Source organism: Neobacillus drentensis (assembly GCF_036965245.1).
Lineage (GTDB): Bacteria > Bacillota > Bacilli > Bacillales > Cytobacillaceae > Neobacillus > Neobacillus drentensis_G.
Map to the genome: position 1 here is coordinate 14,248 of NZ_JBALPG010000025.1, position 17,522 is coordinate 31,769.

A 17,522-nucleotide genomic window follows, 5' to 3' on the forward strand; every position below is an offset into this window, starting at 1 on the left:
AAAAAGTGAGAAAAGGGTACCTAATAGACCCTTTTGGAGCCTGAAACCATAAAAAGAGAGACAATCTACCAGAAGAAGCAACGTTTCCGTACTTTACGGAAAAGGAGGAACAAACATGCAATACGAAGCAGGAAATTATGATGTCATTGTTGTTGGCGCTGGGCATGCAGGCTGCGAAGCGGGACTTGCAGCAGCGAGACTTGGTGCGAAAACATTAATGATCACAATAAACTTAGATATGGTTGCCTTTATGCCATGTAACCCATCCGTTGGTGGACCGGCAAAAGGAATTGTCGTTCGCGAAATCGATGCCCTCGGTGGTGAAATGGCTAAAAACATTGATAAAACGTATATCCAAATGAGGATGCTAAATACCGGTAAAGGACCGGCTGTCCGTGCTTTAAGGGCACAGGCTGATAAATTTGCCTATCAGCATGAAATGAAAAAGACATTGGAAGAAGAAGAAAATCTAACCCTAATTCAAGGCATGGTCGAGCAATTGATTGTCGAAGATGGGATAGTTAAAGGTGTTATCACCAAAACAGGTGCTGTTTATCGATCGAAAACGGTCATTATCACGACAGGTACATTCCTGCGCGGTGAAATTATCCTGGGTGAATTGAAATATTCCAGCGGACCGAATAATCAACAGCCATCGATTAAGCTGTCAGAACATTTAGAAGAGCTGGGTTTCGAGCTAGTTCGGTTTAAAACAGGAACGCCGCCAAGGGTCAATAGCAACACCATTGATTATAGTAAAACGGAGATTCAACCTGGTGATGAAGTTCCAAGAGCATTTTCTTTTGAAACTACGAAATATATTACTGACCAGCTGCCATGCTGGCTAACGTATACAAATGACAGAACCCATCAGTTAATTGATGCCAACCTGCATCGGTCTCCAATGTACTCAGGCATGATTAAGGGAACAGGTCCAAGGTATTGTCCATCCATAGAAGATAAGGTTGTCCGTTTTAATGACAAGCCGCGCCATCAAATTTTCCTTGAACCGGAAGGAAGAAATACGAAGGAAGTCTATATACAAGGGCTGTCAACCAGCTTGCCAGAAGATGTACAGCAGCAAATAATCAAATCGGTTGCAGGACTTGAAAATGCGCAAATGATGAGGGCTGGTTATGCAATTGAATATGATGCCATTGTGCCGACACAGCTATGGCCAACATTAGAAACAAAGGTTGTCAAAAACCTATATACAGCTGGCCAAATTAATGGTACATCCGGTTATGAAGAAGCCGCTGGTCAAGGGTTAATGGCTGGGATTAATGCCGGGTTAAATGCTTTAGACCGCGAGCAATTAGTTTTAAGCCGCTCCGATGCTTATATTGGCGTTTTAATTGATGATTTAATTACAAAAGGAACAAATGAGCCCTATCGTTTGTTAACTTCAAGGGCGGAATATCGTCTACTTTTGCGTCATGATAATGCTGATTTACGGTTAACGGATATTGGTCATGAAATTGGACTCATTCGTAATGACCGATATGAAGCATTTTTAGTTAAAAAGGCTGCAATTGAAGCGGAAAAGGAAAGATTACAATCTATCATCCTTAAACCTTCCGCGGAGGTGCAAGAATTAATTCGCAGTATTGGCGGCAGTGAGCTGAAAGATGGGATTCGTGCTTCGGATCTACTAAAAAGACCGGAAATGACTTACGAACTGCTTGAAGGGCTGACCAAGAGTGAGCTTCCTTTAGATTATGAAATAAAAGACCAAGTAGAAATTCAAATTAAATACGAGGGGTATATTGAAAAATCACTCCAGCAAGTAGAGCGGTTAAAGAAAATGGAGAATAAGAAAATCCCTGACAATATTGATTATGATGCTATTAACGGCCTAGCTACGGAAGCGAAACAAAAGCTAAAGAAGATTAAACCGTTATCAATTGCTCAAGCATCACGGATTTCCGGAGTCAATCCAGCTGATATTTCCATCCTGCTTGTGTACCTTGAGCAGGGCAAAATCGCACGAGTTTCGAATGAATAAAAAGAAAAGCGGAAGCGCCTTGACCAGGGGCGATATAGGGAGATTTAGCGCCTGGCAAGCAGAGCGTAGCCAGAGATTAGTCTCCCTTAATGCGTACAGAATGCGATAGCTTTCTGTAGCCAGGCATAAGACGAGCCGGCGAGAAGGCTGTTTTTTAGCCTTCTTGACGGATTGGCTTATGACCCCGAGCCCCTAGGCGCTGGAGCTAGACAAAAAGAAAAGCGGAAGCTCCTTGATCAGGGGCGCTGAAGCTGGACAGTTAGTGAGGAAGATTTGGTAATGATCATCGAACAATTTGAGGCAAAACTAAGAGAAAAGGGAATTGCTCTTTCTAAAAAGCAGCTTGACCAGTTTGAAACGTATTTTACGACATTGGTCGAGTGGAATGAAAAAATGAATTTAACGGCAATCACTGAAAAAGCTGACGTATATTTAAAGCATTTTTACGATTCTATTACGGCTTCATTCTATTTTGACTTTACAAAGCCTTTTCATCTTTGTGATGTTGGCGCAGGTGCGGGATTTCCGAGCATTCCATTGAAAATTGTCTATCCTCATATCCAAGTGACAATAGTTGATTCATTAAACAAACGGATCTCATTTTTAAATCATCTTGCTAAGGTATTAAATTTGGAAAATGTTCAATTTGTACATGATCGTGCTGAAACCTTTGGCGTGAATCCCGCTTATCGGGAAAGCTTTGATATCGTAACAGCAAGAGCGGTGGCAAGAATGTCTGTTTTAAGTGAGTTTTGTTTACCGCTTGCAAAAGTGGGGGGACATTTTATTGCCATGAAGGCAATGCATGCGAATGATGAATTGGAAATGGGTCAAAAGGCCATCACCACATTTGGCGGCAAGGTTGAAAAGGTATTCACCTTTACATTACCAATGGAAGATAGCGAACGAAATATTATTATCATAAAAAAAGAGCGTCCTACGCCAAAGAAATACCCTCGAAAACCAGGGACACCAGGGAAAGCACCAATTGAATAGGGTTATTGGGGGTCTAGCTGGAATTTTTAAAAGAAGGGCCCCTCTTGTTTTGGTAAAAAGTGATAATCGGGATAACAATTTTTAGAGAAAAATGGTATTCTATGCAGGAAGAATTTATTTGAATAGAGAATAAGTATTAGGGAGTTTCGTAAAGGTGGTGTTGGGGATGAAGAGTTCGTTTACACGCTTTTTTGGCCTCGGCGATAAGGGTGAACAAGAGGTTGAGCTTGAGAAAGATCTAGATATCGAACGAAACGAAGAAATAAAAAAGATACCGATTAAGCAAATTATACCGAACCGTTTTCAGCCGCGGACGGTCTTTGATGAAGAGAAAATCGAAGAATTATCACGAACCATTCATATACATGGTATCATCCAGCCGATTGTCGTTAGGGAGTTTGCTGTCGATAAGTATGAAATTATTGCCGGGGAGCGCCGCTGGCGTGCAATGAAAAAACTTGGCTGGACAGAAGCACCTGCAATTGTTAAAAATTTATCAGATACGGAAACAGCCTCGGTTGCTCTCATCGAAAATTTACAGCGTGAGGAATTGTCTCCAATCGAAGAGGCAATTGCCTACGGGAAGCTGCTTGAGCTGCACAATTTGACACAAGAGGCATTAGCACAGCGCCTTGGGAAAGGGCAGTCAACCGTTGCGAACAAGCTGCGTCTTCTTAAATTACCGGAGCCTGTTCAGGATGCGTTATTAAATAAAATCATTACTGAGCGCCATGCACGGGCCTTGATTCCTTTAAAGGATCCGGAAAAACAAGTGGCACTATTAGCAGAAGTAATCGAAAAGAATTGGAATGTCAAGCAGACAGAAGAACGGGTCGTCAGGCTGCTTGAACAAAAAAAGGAAAAGCCAAAGCCGAAACGAAAGGCTTTTAGTAAAGATATGAGAATTGCCGTGAATACAATTCGACAATCATTAACAATGGTATCCGACAGTGGAATTAATCTAGATGCAGAAGAAGAAGAATTTGACGAATTTTATCAATTTACTATTCGGATTCCAAAGAAAAAATAACGATTCAGAACGAACCAGACACGAGTGTGTTTGGTTTTTTTTATGAAAAAGGGATATTAAAAATTACATAAATTTACATTTTCTAGCTCTTATAGCAATAAAATGAAAAAATAACCTGAGTGTAACACTGGAATATTTTTTGAAAAAAAACAACATCCCTCATATTTCATGATAAAATAAAGGAATGGAATTTTACTTTCCTTCTCTAATAGGGGATAATTAATCATATTATTTAAGCATCTGATAGAATGGTAGATTAAAATTTTTTTAGAAATAAAGGGTAGGTGACAACGTGGGGAAAATCCTTTCAATCGCAAATCAAAAAGGTGGAGTCGGCAAAACGACAACCTCTGTCAACCTAGGCGCCTGCTTAGCATACATAGGAAAACGGGTCTTATTAGTAGATATTGACCCACAGGGAAATGCAACAAGCGGGGTTGGAATTGAAAAGGCAGAAGTTGAACAATGTATATATGACGTATTAGTAGACGATGTCGAAGCAAAGGATGTCATTAAATCGACATCTGTTGAAAATTTGTACGTGATTCCTGCTACTATTCAGTTAGCAGGGGCCGAAATTGAGCTGGTTCCTACTATTTCAAGAGAAGTCCGCTTAAAACGTGCTCTGGATGAAGTCAGAGATCAGTTTGATTATATCATTATTGATTGTCCGCCATCCTTAGGACTATTAACGCTAAATGCCTTAACAGCATCTGATGCGGTGTTAATTCCTGTCCAATGTGAGTATTATGCATTGGAGGGCTTAAGTCAATTATTAAATACTGTTAGGCTTGTGCAAAAGCATCTAAATCAGGATTTAAAAATTGAAGGTGTTTTATTAACCATGCTTGATGCAAGAACAAATCTTGGTATTCAAGTCATTGAAGAAGTGAAAAAATACTTTCAAGATAAAGTTTATCAAACCATTATTCCAAGAAATGTGCGTCTAAGTGAGGCTCCAAGCCATGGGGAACCAATCATTACTTACGATTCGAAATCCCGGGGGGCTGAAGTGTATTTAGATTTAGCAAAGGAAGTGGTCTCGAATGGCTAAAGGTTTAGGAAAAGGATTGAATGCTTTTTTTAGTGATGTCAGTAAAGAAGAGACAGTTCAAGAGATTAAGCTGAAAGAACTGCGCCCAAACCCTTATCAGCCGCGTAAAACCTTCCAACAAGAGACAATCGATGAATTAAAAGCTTCAATCTTAGAACATGGAATTTTACAACCGCTTGTTGTTCGGAAAAGTATTAAAGGCTATGAAATTGTTGTTGGTGAACGCCGCTTCCGTGCTGCCAAGGAAGCAAAGCTTGAAGCCGTGCCGGCAGTTGTCCGCGAGCTTTCTGAACAGCAAATGATGGAATTGTCCGTGTTGGAAAACTTACAAAGGGAAGATTTAAACCCCATTGAAGAGGGACAAGCCTATCATACGTTAATGGAAAAGTTAAAGCTGACACAGGAAGAGGTTGCGAACCGTTTAGGCAAAAGCCGTCCGCATGTAGCAAACCACATACGGCTGCTTTCTCTCCCTCCCCAAATTCAAGAGCATATTTCAACGGGGAAAATCTCTATGGGCCATGGACGGGCATTATTAGGTCTTAGACAAAAAGCAAAACTGTCCATTTTAGTTGGAAAAGTTGTAAATGAAGGGCTAAATGTCCGCCAGTTAGAAAAGCTGATTCAACAATTAAATGAAAATGTTTCACGTGAAACAAAAAAGCCCGAGAAGAAAAAAGATGTATTTTTACAGGAACGGGAGTACTCACTTCGTGAACGATTCGGTACAACTGTCCATATTAAACAAAACAAAAACAAGGGGAAAATTGAAATTGAATTTTTCTCACAAGATGATCTTGAACGAATCCTTGAAATACTTGGACAAGATGAAAATATTTAAGCCATCACTTTGATGGTTTTTTTTTGAAGAATATTCTTTTCAATAGAACTAAAACATGATAGTTTAGTAATATTACTATTTCGAGAGGCGAAAAATAGGTGATATTGCGATGTTTTTATTAGGCACACTTGTAAATGGACTGTTAATTATTATTGGCGCATTGATTGGGAAACTCCTAAACCGCATTCCTGAGGGAATGAAAGTGACGGTCATGTATGCCATTGGCTTGTCAGTCATGGTTTTGGGTCTGCAAATGGGCTTAAAGAGTGATAATTTCCTGATTGTCATTAGTAGCCTCGTTGTCGGTGCAGTAGTCGGCGAGCTATTAAAATTAGAGGATAAATTAAATGACCTCGGCGGGTGGCTGGAACGTAAAGTTGGCTCTAATGGAAAAGGAAGTATTTCGGAAGGTTTTGTATCTGCTACTTTGATCTTCGTAATTGGTGCAATGGCGATTATTGGTGCCCTTGACAGCGGAATTCGCGGTGATCATGATGTTTTATATACAAAATCATTGATAGACGGCTTTACAGCACTTATTTTAACAACAACTTTAGGAATTGGTGTTATTTTTTCTGCGATTCCAGTTGTCCTTTATGAAGGTATAATTGCATTATTTGCCACCCAGATTGACCGTTTCGTTCCACAGGCATTAATGGATCAGTTTATTGTCGAAATGACTGCAACTGGTGGAATAATGATTTTAGCGATCGGCTTAAATCTTACTGGGGTAGTAAAAATTAAAGTAGCAAACTTGCTCCCGGGTATAGTAGTAACGGGTATTATTGTAACGATTCCTTATATCTATCAACATTTATTCCAATAAATGTAAAAAGAGCATTCAGTTACCGTTTGCTCTTTTATTTGTTTGCTCATCTTCCATCCAATTTAATTCACTCAATCTTTGTTTTGGGTACAATAGGCTTGCTTGGTATATTCCACCTGCAATCGTTTTCGCCATTTTCATCACAAGATTTAAGCGTGTGTTTTGTAGTACAAAAAATTCCATAAACCCGCTGACATTTACGATTCCAGTGATATGTATGTCACCGACGGCAGGAAGCTCCTTGTTCACTCCTGCGCCTGGTTTGACAGGCCCCTGCCCGACTTGAATGACGCCGACATTTTTAATCCGTCCCAAACAGGCATCAATTCCAATAATATAGGGATCAACATGATTTGTATGGATCTCCTTCAGTTTTTCTGCAAGGTTCATCGCATGAATAGGCTCGTCTAATGTTCCATATACGAAAAATGATTGGAGGTTCTTCTCCGCGAGCAGGCTTCCGACCAGCGGACCTAATGAATCTCCCGTGGAACGGTCTGTTCCAATACAAATGAACACAATGGGGCGGCTTGTTTCGTTGGAAATATTAAGGAGTAACTCCTCAGCGAGATTTTCTGCAGCGTGAAAATCATCATGAATGAAACGTACCTTTGCCCTCCTGTCAAAAAAACTGCTTTTCAGATTCATCAAGTCCACTCCCCAAACCTGTATTAACTCTTATTATTATACGGAAAATCTAGGAAATCTATACATAAAGAGGATAGAAAAACAAAAATTCATAATGCTATTATCTGCATAGAAAAATTGCTAAAATAGATTTGGAAAAAGTGAAACTTCAATCCGTGGGGATATATCACCGTGGAATGCTAGTAAACTAATCGGGTATTTCCGGACAGTTGATCCCCAACTTAGTCTTTTATTTACATATAAAGTCTTAATATAGGGGCTTACTGTCCGTTAATGCGGGAAAAACGAATTTAAGGAAGGTGTAAAAATGAATATCATAACAAAGGGAATTCAAGATGATATAAATAAATTTCAAAACGAAGACACATGGCTGAATCTCGGCGGAGCCGTGCTAAAAATTGTTGCCATTATGGTTATTGCAAATATCATAGTCCGTATTGGCAAAGTGGCAATCCACAACATTTTCAAGATTAGAAATTTGTCACCGCTTAATACAACAGAACGCCGGGAAGATACACTTTCAAAGCTGCTTGATAGTGTTCTTACCTATGTGGTTTATTTTATTGCAATTATGATGATTCTTTCTGTTTTAGGGATCGATGTGAAGGCACTGATTGCAGGTGCCGGAATTGTCGGCTTAGCAGTAGGATTTGGTGCACAAAGTCTAGTTAAAGATGTTATTTCCGGTTTCTTTATTATATTTGAAGATCAATTTTCGGTCGGTGACCATATTCGCATAGGACAATTTGAAGGCAATGTCGAAACAATTGGGTTAAGAACGACAAAAATTAAAAGCTGGACAGGCGAAGTTCATATTTTACCGAATGGCAGCATCACCCAGGTGACCAATTTTTCGTTAAATAATAGTCTTGCGATTATTGATATTACGATTTCCTATGGTGAAGACATCGAAAAGGCGGAAAAGGTAATTGAAGAAGCACTTCAAACAATGCCAAAGCAATACGAAGAGTTAACGAAAGCTCCTGAGCTTTTAGGAATACAAACGATGGGGCCAACTGAGATTGTTTTACGGGTAATAGCTGAAACATTACCGATGAAGCAGGCAGGAGTTTCGCGGGCAATTCGGAAGGATATCAAGCTTTTATTAGACGAGAGTGGTATTAAGGCTCCAAATCCAAGCCTATTTTTGTACAAAAGCGGCTCAGAGCCATCAAAATAGAAATGGAGGGTGAAAGTTATGGAAGAAAAGGAATTTTCCCTAAATGATGTTGTCGAAATGAAGAAGCAGCATCCGTGCGGAACCAATCGTTGGAAAATTATCCGCTTGGGTATGGATATCAGGATTAAATGTGAGGGCTGTGGGCATAGCGTTCTCATTCCACGGAAAGAGTTTTCGCGGAAAATGAAGAAGATTTTGGTGAAGCATGAAGGATAATATTTCATGCTTCTTTTTTTTGTATAACTATATTATTCTTATAAGAAAAATTGATATAGAAAATGTCATCTGGGGGTGGAGATTTTGGCACAAGTACGAAAGACTGCTTGTCCGTTAAATTGCTGGGATAGCTGCGGTTTCAATGTAACAATTGATCAGGACAGGGTTACTAAAGTAGAAGGTGATCCGGAACATCCCATTACTCAAGGTAAAATTTGTGGACGTGGACGGATGTTGGAAACAAGGGCAAACTCCTCGCAGCGCTTATTGCACCCCTTAAAAAAGGTAAATGGTACATTTGAGCAAATCTCCTGGGAGCAGGCGCTGGATGAGATAGCTGCTAAATTAAATGGAATTAAAGAAAAATATGGGACAACTGCTGTCCTCCATAGCCATGATTATGCCAATAACGGGATCTTAAAAAACTTAGACAAGCGCTTTTTTAATTGTTATGGCGGCGTAACGGAGCTTTATGGATCACTTTGCTGGGGCGCTGGAATTGAGGCACAAAAATGGGATTTTGGGAATGCCTGGAGCCATGGTCCTGCTGACATTGGCAACAGTAAAAACATTATTACTTGGGGACGAAATGTTGCCCGGACAAACATGCATTTTTACGAAAAACTGCTGGAAGCTAAGAAACAAGGAGCAAACATATTTGTTATTGATCCGCTTTTTAATGGGACGGCAAAAATAGCCGATGAGTATATAACAATTAAGCCGGGGATGGACGGTTTATTAGCTGCAGGAATTATTAAGGAAATACTTCGGTTAGGTTTGGAGGATCAGGAATTTATTGAACGATCCACACATGGTTTTGCTGATTTATCAAAGCTTCTCAATGGTATTTCATTAGAAGAAATTAGTGAAAGGACCGAAGTCTCCTGTGAGGTAATGACTACATTAGCTAATGTTTATGCTGATAAACCAACTTCAACCTATATGGGTTTAGGTTTACAGCGATATAAAAACGGCGGAAATACGATTCGGCTTATTGATGCCCTTGCCGCCGTAAGCGGGAATATTGGCATTGCCGGCGGAGGTGCCAATTACGCCAATCTACAGGTGGGACAGAGCTTTGCGTTTGAAGAGCTAACACTTGTTCACCGCAGGACAAACTACAGGCAGTTTTCCATGATGAAGCAGGCGGAAGAAGTGCTAACGGCAACGGATCCGGAAATTAAGATGATTGTTGTGACATGCGGCAACCCGCTGACTCAGGTGCCTGACACCAATATGGTTGAAAAGACCTTCTCCTCTGTTGAGACACTTGTTGTGATTGAACAATTTATGACCGACACAGCTATGCTTGCAGATTATGTTTTACCGACCACAACTGCTTTTGAGGAAGAAGATCTTTATTATTCTTCGATGTACCATCATTTTGTGAATTTTGGCACGAAACTCGTTACAGCTCCTGGTGAGGCACAGCCGGATTTATGGATTTGGACACAATTAGCCGCCAGGCTTGGCTTTGGTGAGGATTTTGATTTTTCAAGGGAAGAGTGGCTGAAGATGGCCCTTAAGCCGTTGAAAGACAAAGGCATTACCCTTGAAAAATTAAGGGCGCACCATACAATGGAACTTCCTGTTGTAAAAATCCCATGGCATGACCATACATTTCAAACACCGACAGGCAAGTATGAATTTACAGCTCAACAAAAAGGTCATAACGGTCTGTTAACTTTAGCGGTTCCAGATGAATCGAAATGGGCAAACCCTGAGCTTGCAAAAAAATATCCGTACCACCTCCTTACGATTCATCCATTACGCTCAAACCACTCGCAGAACTATCACTTATTCGCTTCAAAGCCGAAAGTGAAGGTGGAGATTGCTGCAAATATTGCAGAAAGTTTGGGGCTGGAAAATGGTGATTTCGTCAAGGTATGGAATGACCGCGGCGAAGTAAAAGGTTTTATTTCCATTTTAGCAAAGGCTCACCCGGATACGATTAATATTGATGAAGGTATTTGGAAAGAGTTTGGCGGGTCTGTCAATCATTTAACTTCAAGCAGGGAATCCGATAATGGTCTTGGAAGCACGTTATATGACTGCCTTGTCAATGTTGTAAAAGTATAGTGATATTAATTGCCGCTCCATAAGCGGCAGTTGTTTTTTTAAGATACAGTCAGAGCTTAGATCATTAGACTTTGAGAATTGTCCAGCTCCATAAGAATAAGCTTCGGAAGCGATACCTCGCACGAAGGAAAAGCGTTAGCTTTTTCGAGGAGCGCCCAGCGGCTAGGAGACTTCGCTCTTCTCCCTACGATAAGTCAACATCGGTTCGCTATCGCTCTCCGTGTTGTCTAGCTTCAGCGCCTAGGGGCTCGGGGTCATAAGCCAATCCGTCAAGAAGGCTAAAAAGCAGCCTTCTCGCCGACTTGTCTTATGCCTGGCTACAGAAAGCTATCGCTTTCTGTACGCATTAAGGGAGACTAATCTCTGGCTTCGCTCTGCTTGCCAGTCGATAATTCTCCCTATATCGCCCCTGAGCACTAAGGAAAGCTCCTTAGAATAATCCTCGCAGGAACAAGCTGTGCTTGTTCCGAAGGCGCTTCTGCTTTTCGATTTTCCTTTATCTCAGTCGAAGCGCTCCAGTCTATACGCCGCTATACGGTCGCTTGCGCTTTTCTTAGTAGTTGCCTATAATTGTGAGAGGCTTTTTAAAATTATTGAACATATTTTTTAAATAGATTTATTTTTATTGAGGAGTGAACGTGAATGGCTTTAACAGCTGGTATCGTAGGGTTACCGAATGTTGGTAAGTCTACTCTTTTTAATGCAATAACACAGGCAGGGGCAGAATCAGCGAATTACCCCTTCTGTACGATTGACCCGAATGTCGGAATTGTCGAGGTTCCAGACGACCGTTTACAAAAATTAACTGAATTGGTTCAGCCGAAGAAAACAGTACCCACGGCCTTTGAATTCACCGATATTGCCGGTATTGTGAAAGGAGCAAGTAAAGGAGAAGGACTCGGTAACAAGTTCCTTTCTCATATCCGTCAGGTTGATGCAATTTGCCAAGTAGTTCGCTGCTTTGCAGATGAAAATATTACCCATGTATCTGGAAAAGTTGATCCAATTGATGATATTGAAACCATCAACCTAGAGTTGATCCTTGCAGATATGGAATCAGTGGAAAAGCGAATTGGGCGCGTCGAGAAATTGGCTAAGCAAAAAGATAAGGATGCTGCTGCTGAATTTGAAGTCCTCGCGATGCTGCGTGATGCATTTGAAGCAGAGAAACCTGCTCGTACAGTTGATTTTACCGAAGAGCAAATGAAATTGGTAAAGGGACTGCATCTATTAACCATCAAACCTGTCCTATATGTTGCAAACGTTAGCGAAGAAGATATTGCTGACCCATCTGGCAATGAATATGTAAAAAAGGTACGTGAATTTGCTAATGCTGATAATGCCGAAGTGATCGTCATCTGTGCCAAGATTGAAGAAGAAATTGCTGAGCTTGAAGGTGAAGAAAAGCAAATGTTCCTTGAAGAGCTTGGTATTGAGGAATCTGGTCTTGACCAATTAATCCGTGCTGCTTACAGCTTGCTTGGATTAGCTACCTACTTTACTGCAGGTGTGCAGGAAGTTCGCGCCTGGACATTTAGAAAAGGCATGAAGGCACCGCAATGTGCGGGAATTATCCACTCTGATTTCGAACGCGGCTTTATTCGGGCGGAAACAGTCTCTTATGATGACTTACTTGCAGCCGGCAGCCATAATGCTGCTAAAGAGGCAGGAAAAGTTCGTTTAGAAGGTAAAGAATATGAAGTTAAAGACGGCGATGTCATCCATTTCCGTTTTAACGTGTAAAGGAAAAGGCTCTGCAATTTTTGCAGTGCCTTTCCGTTTTTGTTTTAGGAATAAGTAAGGCATTATTGTGAATGACATTGCTTTTCTGTTTACACTATGATATAATTTCAACTTGTGAGTAATGAATAATTGCTCCTTGCCCATTCGGGCCGTTTAGACCAAAAGGAGGTGACTGTGATGAATAAGTACGAAATCATGTACATCATCCGCCCAAATATTGAAGATGAAGCGAAGAAGGCTCTTGTTGAGCGTTTCAACACAATTCTTCTTGATAATGGTGCGGAAACTGCTGAAACAAAGGATTGGGGTAAGCGCCGTCTAGCATACGAAATCAACGATTTCCGTGACGGATACTACCAAATCGCTAAAACAACATCTTCAGCTGCATCAGTACAAGAATTTTCTCGTCTTGCAAAAATCAGCGAAGATATCATTCGCCATATCGTAATTAAAGTAGAAGAATAAGATTAATATAAATTTTGGTAAAAACTGTTTCACGTGAAACATGTACCAGAAAAAAGGAGTTGATTCTGATGATGAATCGTGTCGTGCTTGTTGGCCGTTTAACAAAAGATCCTGATTTGCGTTATACACCAAATGGGGTTCCTGTTGCTACGTTTACTTTAGCTGTTAACCGTCCATTTTCTAATCAGTCAGGTGAACGAGAAGCAGACTTTATTAACTGTGTTGTTTGGCGTAAACCTGCTGAAAATGTGGCGAACTTTTTAAAGAAAGGCAGCCTAGCAGGTGTTGATGGCCGGATCCAAACCCGCAACTATGAAGGACAAGATGGTAAACGGGTATACGTTACAGAGGTTCAAGCAGAAAGTGTTCAATTTCTAGAACCTAAGTCGTCTACTGGCGGTGGCGGAAGAAGCAACGATTATTACGGTGCTCCTCCAATGGAACCACAAGGTAATCCATATGGCAGCAGCAATCAGAATCAACGACAAAATCAAAACCAAAATAAAGGGTTTACGCGAATGGATGAAGATCCATTTGCCGGAAATGGTCAAATTGACATCTCTGATGACGATCTGCCATTTTAAGCCAAACCTTATGAATGTTACGAGATAAAAAAATAAAGGAGGGAATTTTCATGGCAGGAGGACGTAAAGGCGGACGCGCAAAGCGCCGTAAAGTGTGCTATTTCACAGCAAATGGTATCACTCGCATCGATTACAAAGATGTAGATTTACTTAAAAAATTCATCTCTGAGCGTGGAAAGATTTTACCACGTCGTGTAACTGGTACAAGCGCTAAATACCAACGCAAACTAACAGTTGCTATCAAACGCGCACGTCAAATGGCATTACTACCATTCGTGGCTGGTGAATAATAAGCATTAAGGCAGTAAGGGGCGCCCTTGCTGCCTTTTTTACTTTTCACACTGTTGAATCAATGCGCCTATTTAGTCTAAAATAAGAGAATAGCTTGGAAAATATATAGAGGTGAAGTAGTGAAAAATGTAAGCAAACTAACAGAAGGTGCCATCTTATTAGCTGCATTTACGGTACTATTATTAATAACGATTTACGTACCGCTAATTGGTTCATTTTTAAACGTAGTCCTGCCGGCGCCATTTATCATCTTCGCGGCTAAAAATAACATTAAAAATATTGCTGCCTTCTTTTTAGCTGGAATCGTCATTTCATTTATTGCAGGTTCAATACCAGGTCTTGGCCTCATGCTTTTTTACGGAGCTGCCGGTGTAGTTATTGGATACATGCTGCAAAAAAACAAAAGCAGGACTGCCATTTTAATTTCCAGTTCATTGATTCTAATGGCGGGTATGGTCATTTATTATGTAGTTATTACTGCTTTTATGAAAATTGATATCATTCAGGAACTTCATACTGTCTTAAATCAATCGATGTCCGAAGAGATGCTGAAAGCTATGGGACGAGAAGGTCAAATTAAAGATCTAAAAGAGCAAAATGCCGATCTCATAAAAATGATCGAAATTTATGCACCTAGCTTTTTGATCATGGGCTCCATTTTAATTTCCTTTATTATTCAGTGGGTGTGTTTTCCGGTTGTAAAAAGATTTGGTGTAAACGTAAAGATATGGGGCAAATTCCGTAATCTTTCCTTGCCAAAAAGCCTTTTGTGGTACTATTTAATTGCCTTAGGGACGATGCTGCTGTTTCGACCTCATGAAGGAACCTATATATTTTCTGTTTTAATCAATGCACGATACATATTGGAGAATTTTCTTATTTTTCAGGGGCTGGCCTTTTTATTTTTTATATTCCATCAAAAGTCAGTTGCTAGGGGACTTGGTGTGTTTGTTGCAATTCTTTCTTTCACGATTCCAATTGTCCGTTATATAATATTGTTATTAGGTATTACTGATTTAGGCTTTGATTATAGAAAGAAGTTTGAAAAAAAAGAGTAAGACTAGCGTCTAGGAGCTGAGAACTTTGCCTGCATTTTTAGAAAAGCGGTCAATTCGTTACCCTTTTTATGGGCTGATTGGCGTTACAGTGATTCTGCTCATTGTCTTGTTGTTATATAATTGGATCTTAAGCGTTGCTGGGCTGCTATTAATGTTTATCCCCCTTTATTATATGTTTGTCATTGATCATCGTGAGCGTACGGAAATGGAAGAGTATATTTCAACGCTTTCTTACCGAGTAAAAAAGGTTGGCGAAGAAGCGCTGATGGAAATGCCGATTGGGATTATGCTCATCAATGAGGAATACTTTATTGAATGGTCAAACCCTTTTCTGTCATCTTATTTTGATGAGGAGACATTGATTGGCAGATCGCTCTATGATATAGCAGATACATTGATTCCGTTGATTAAACAGGAAGTAGAGACAGAAATCATCACCCTCCATGACCGAAAATTTCGCGTAATTCATAAATCTGAAGAGCGCCTATTGTACTTTTTCGATGTTACCGAACAAAAGGAAATTGAGAAACGGTACCAGGATGACAGGACGGTCATTGCTACCATTTTTTTGGACAATTATGATGACCTTACTCAGGGTATGGATGATCAGATGCGCGGCAGTATCAATAATTTAGTCACTTCTATTTTGAATAAGTGGGCAAACGATAATGGCATTTTCTTGAAAAGAGTTTCATCAGAACGATTCATTGCTGTTTTTAGCGAAAGAATTCTCCATATCCTTGAAAAAGAGAAATTTAGTATCCTTGATGAGATACGTGAATTGACCTCGAAGCAGAATGTTTCTTTTACCTTGAGTATCGGGGTAGGCACCGGTGTGTCCTCGCTACCGGAATTAGGAGTCTTAGCCCAATCAAGTCTCGATTTGGCCTTGGGCAGGGGCGGTGACCAAGTAGCCATTAAACTGCCAAACGGTAAAGTGAAATTCTTTGGCGGTAAAACAAATCCAATTGAAAAACGGACACGGGTTCGGGCACGTGTCATCTCTCATGCCTTGAGAGATTTAATTACCGCCAGTGATAAAGTCATTATTATGGGACATAAAAACCCTGATATGGATTCGATTGGTTCAAGTATTGGTATTTATAAGGTTGCGCAAATGAACCAAAAAGAAGCCTATATTGTGGTGAATATGCAGGATATGGACAGCGCTGTGAAACGGCTTATGGATGAACTCCGTCAGCAAGAACAGTTATTTTCCCGCTTTATCAGCCCTGAACTGGCTTTGGAAATATCAACGGATAAAACACTGCTTGTCGTGGTTGATACCCATAAACCTTCGCTTGTGATTGAAGAACGTTTATTGAGCAAGATTGATCATGTCGTCGTGATTGACCACCATCGACGCGGAGAAGAGTTTATTTCCAACCCATTGCTGGTATATATGGAACCTTACGCCTCTTCTACTGCAGAACTTGTAACGGAATTTTTGGAATATCAACCGAAACGCGGTAAAATTGAGATGATTGAGGCAACGGCCCTGTTAGCCGGTATCATTGTCGATACGAAAAGTTTTACCTTACGAACGGGCGCTAGGACATTCGATGCTGCCTCTTACCTTCGGGCTCACGGTGCTGATACGGTTCTGGTCCAGAAGTTTTTAAAAGAAGACGTTGATACATATATAAAAAGATCGAAATTAATTGAATCAGTCTCTTTTTACCGTGATGGAATTGCAATAGCGAAAGGTACGGAACTTGAACTACGTGATCAAGTGATTATCGCACAAGCTGCTGATACACTGTTAACAATGGATGGGGTGCTGGCTTCCTTTGTGATTGCAAAACGGGCTGAAGGTGTCATTGGGATTAGTGCAAGGTCGCTGGGGAACATCAATGTACAGGTGATTATGGAAAGCTTAAAAGGCGGCGGCCATTTAACAAATGCAGCGACACAGCTGACCGGTCTGTCCATTGAAGAAACAGAGGCACAATTAAAGCTGGCCATTGATGAATTTTTTGAAGGAGTGAAAAAGGAATGAAGGTCATTTTCTTAAAGGATGTTAAGGGTAAAGGAAAAAAAGGCGAAGTGAAAAATGTAGCAGACGGCTATGCACAAAACTTTTTATTTAAGCAGGGATTAGCGGTTGAAGCAAATAATGCCAGCATCAGTTCTTTAGATGCCCAAAATAAGAAACAGGAAAAAATGGCTGCTGAAGAACTTGCTGAAGCAAAAAAGCTGAAGGAAACATTGGACAAAATTACAGTTGAATTAACAGCTAAAGCCGGTGAAGGCGGACGTATTTTTGGTTCGATTACAACAAAGCAAGTTGCCGAAGAGCTGCAAAAGAAGCATGGCATTAAAATTGATAAGCGAAAAATGGAATTAGCCGATGCCATTCGGACGCTTGGCCACACAAAGGTGCCAGTAAAACTTCACCATGAAGTCACTGCAACGTTAACTGTTTCGGTAACAGAAGTAAAATAGGCGAAACTGAAAAGAGTGAAAGTTTACCACTGAATACAAGATGAGCCAATCGGGCATTTAG

General features: G+C 40.5%; 17 protein-coding genes. 16 read left to right on the top strand and 1 reads right to left on the bottom strand.

Features of this window, described 5'->3' with window-relative positions; all coding sequences use genetic code 11:
• Positions 1-115: 115 nt before the first annotated feature.
• The 6 genes from mnmG to V7150_RS07100 all read left to right on the top strand — a co-directional run bounded on the left by mnmG (position 116) and on the right by V7150_RS07100 (position 6,752).
• Entirely contained in the window at positions 116-2,005 is a 1,890-nt protein-coding gene (gene mnmG / locus V7150_RS07075; protein WP_335515448.1) for a tRNA uridine-5-carboxymethylaminomethyl(34) synthesis enzyme MnmG, read from the top strand.
• 279 nt (positions 2,006-2,284) lie between these two features.
• Complete coding sequence (gene rsmG, locus V7150_RS07080; RefSeq protein ID WP_335515452.1) at positions 2,285-3,001, top strand: 16S rRNA (guanine(527)-N(7))-methyltransferase RsmG; 717 nt, start codon at positions 2,285-2,287, stop codon at positions 2,999-3,001.
• Positions 3,002-3,167: 166 nt separating this feature from the next.
• Positions 3,168-4,031 (top strand): nucleoid occlusion protein, encoded by an 864-nt coding sequence (gene noc / locus V7150_RS07085; protein WP_335515455.1) that lies wholly within the window; start codon positions 3,168-3,170, stop codon positions 4,029-4,031.
• A gap of 292 nt (positions 4,032-4,323) precedes the next feature.
• Positions 4,324-5,085: a ParA family protein gene (locus V7150_RS07090; RefSeq protein ID WP_283920954.1), complete on the top strand. Its 762-nt coding sequence runs from the start codon at positions 4,324-4,326 to the stop codon at positions 5,083-5,085.
• Positions 5,078-5,926, top strand: a complete 849-nt coding sequence (locus tag V7150_RS07095; RefSeq protein WP_335515462.1) for a ParB/RepB/Spo0J family partition protein — start codon at positions 5,078-5,080, stop codon at positions 5,924-5,926. Before V7150_RS07090 ends, V7150_RS07095 begins: the two co-directional genes overlap by 8 nt.
• Positions 5,927-6,035: 109 nt before the next feature.
• Positions 6,036-6,752 (top strand): DUF554 domain-containing protein, encoded by a 717-nt coding sequence (locus tag V7150_RS07100; RefSeq protein ID WP_335515466.1) that lies wholly within the window; start codon positions 6,036-6,038, stop codon positions 6,750-6,752.
• A 15-nt stretch (positions 6,753-6,767) separates the two neighbouring features.
• Here the strand turns inward: V7150_RS07100 and yyaC are convergent, their stop codons facing one another.
• Complete coding sequence (yyaC, locus tag V7150_RS07105; RefSeq protein ID WP_335515469.1) at positions 6,768-7,400, bottom strand: spore protease YyaC; 633 nt, start codon at positions 7,398-7,400, stop codon at positions 6,768-6,770.
• 307 nt (positions 7,401-7,707) lie between these two features.
• Between yyaC and V7150_RS07110 the strand changes: the two genes are divergently transcribed.
• From V7150_RS07110 to rplI, 10 genes are all read left to right on the top strand, one after another.
• Positions 7,708-8,580 carry a mechanosensitive ion channel family protein gene (locus tag V7150_RS07110; RefSeq protein WP_335515472.1) on the top strand — a complete coding sequence of 291 codons (873 nt, stop codon included), beginning with the start codon at positions 7,708-7,710 and terminating at the stop codon, positions 8,578-8,580.
• Between the two features lie 18 nt (positions 8,581-8,598).
• Positions 8,599-8,796 carry a DUF951 domain-containing protein gene (locus tag V7150_RS07115; RefSeq protein ID WP_335515475.1) on the top strand — a complete coding sequence of 66 codons (198 nt, stop codon included), beginning with the start codon at positions 8,599-8,601 and terminating at the stop codon, positions 8,794-8,796.
• 84 nt (positions 8,797-8,880) lie between these two features.
• Entirely contained in the window at positions 8,881-10,875 is a 1,995-nt protein-coding gene (locus tag V7150_RS07120; protein WP_335515478.1) for a molybdopterin-dependent oxidoreductase, read from the top strand.
• 642 nt (positions 10,876-11,517) lie between these two features.
• The gene (ychF, locus tag V7150_RS07125) at positions 11,518-12,618 is read left to right on the top strand and encodes a redox-regulated ATPase YchF (RefSeq protein WP_335515481.1); all 1,101 of its coding nucleotides are present in this window, start codon (positions 11,518-11,520) and stop codon (positions 12,616-12,618) included.
• Between the two features lie 177 nt (positions 12,619-12,795).
• On the top strand, positions 12,796-13,083 hold the full coding sequence (gene rpsF, locus V7150_RS07130) for a 30S ribosomal protein S6 (RefSeq protein WP_283920946.1): 288 nt from the start codon (positions 12,796-12,798) through the stop codon (positions 13,081-13,083).
• A gap of 68 nt (positions 13,084-13,151) precedes the next feature.
• On the top strand, positions 13,152-13,667 hold the full coding sequence (ssb, locus tag V7150_RS07135; RefSeq protein ID WP_335515486.1) for a single-stranded DNA-binding protein: 516 nt from the start codon (positions 13,152-13,154) through the stop codon (positions 13,665-13,667).
• A 50-nt stretch (positions 13,668-13,717) separates the two neighbouring features.
• Positions 13,718-13,957: a 30S ribosomal protein S18 gene (gene rpsR / locus V7150_RS07140; protein WP_007088219.1), complete on the top strand. Its 240-nt coding sequence runs from the start codon at positions 13,718-13,720 to the stop codon at positions 13,955-13,957.
• 120 nt (positions 13,958-14,077) lie between these two features.
• Positions 14,078-15,016, top strand: coding sequence for a YybS family protein (locus V7150_RS07145; protein WP_335515489.1), 939 nt, complete (start codon positions 14,078-14,080; stop codon positions 15,014-15,016).
• A 25-nt stretch (positions 15,017-15,041) separates the two neighbouring features.
• A complete protein-coding gene (locus tag V7150_RS07150) occupies positions 15,042-17,015 on the top strand; it encodes a DHH family phosphoesterase (RefSeq protein WP_335515492.1) in 1,974 nt (657 codons plus the stop codon).
• Positions 17,012-17,461: a 50S ribosomal protein L9 gene (gene rplI / locus V7150_RS07155; protein ID WP_335515495.1), complete on the top strand. Its 450-nt coding sequence runs from the start codon at positions 17,012-17,014 to the stop codon at positions 17,459-17,461. The genes V7150_RS07150 and rplI overlap by 4 nt, the downstream gene beginning before the upstream one ends.
• Positions 17,462-17,522 lie beyond the last annotated feature (61 nt).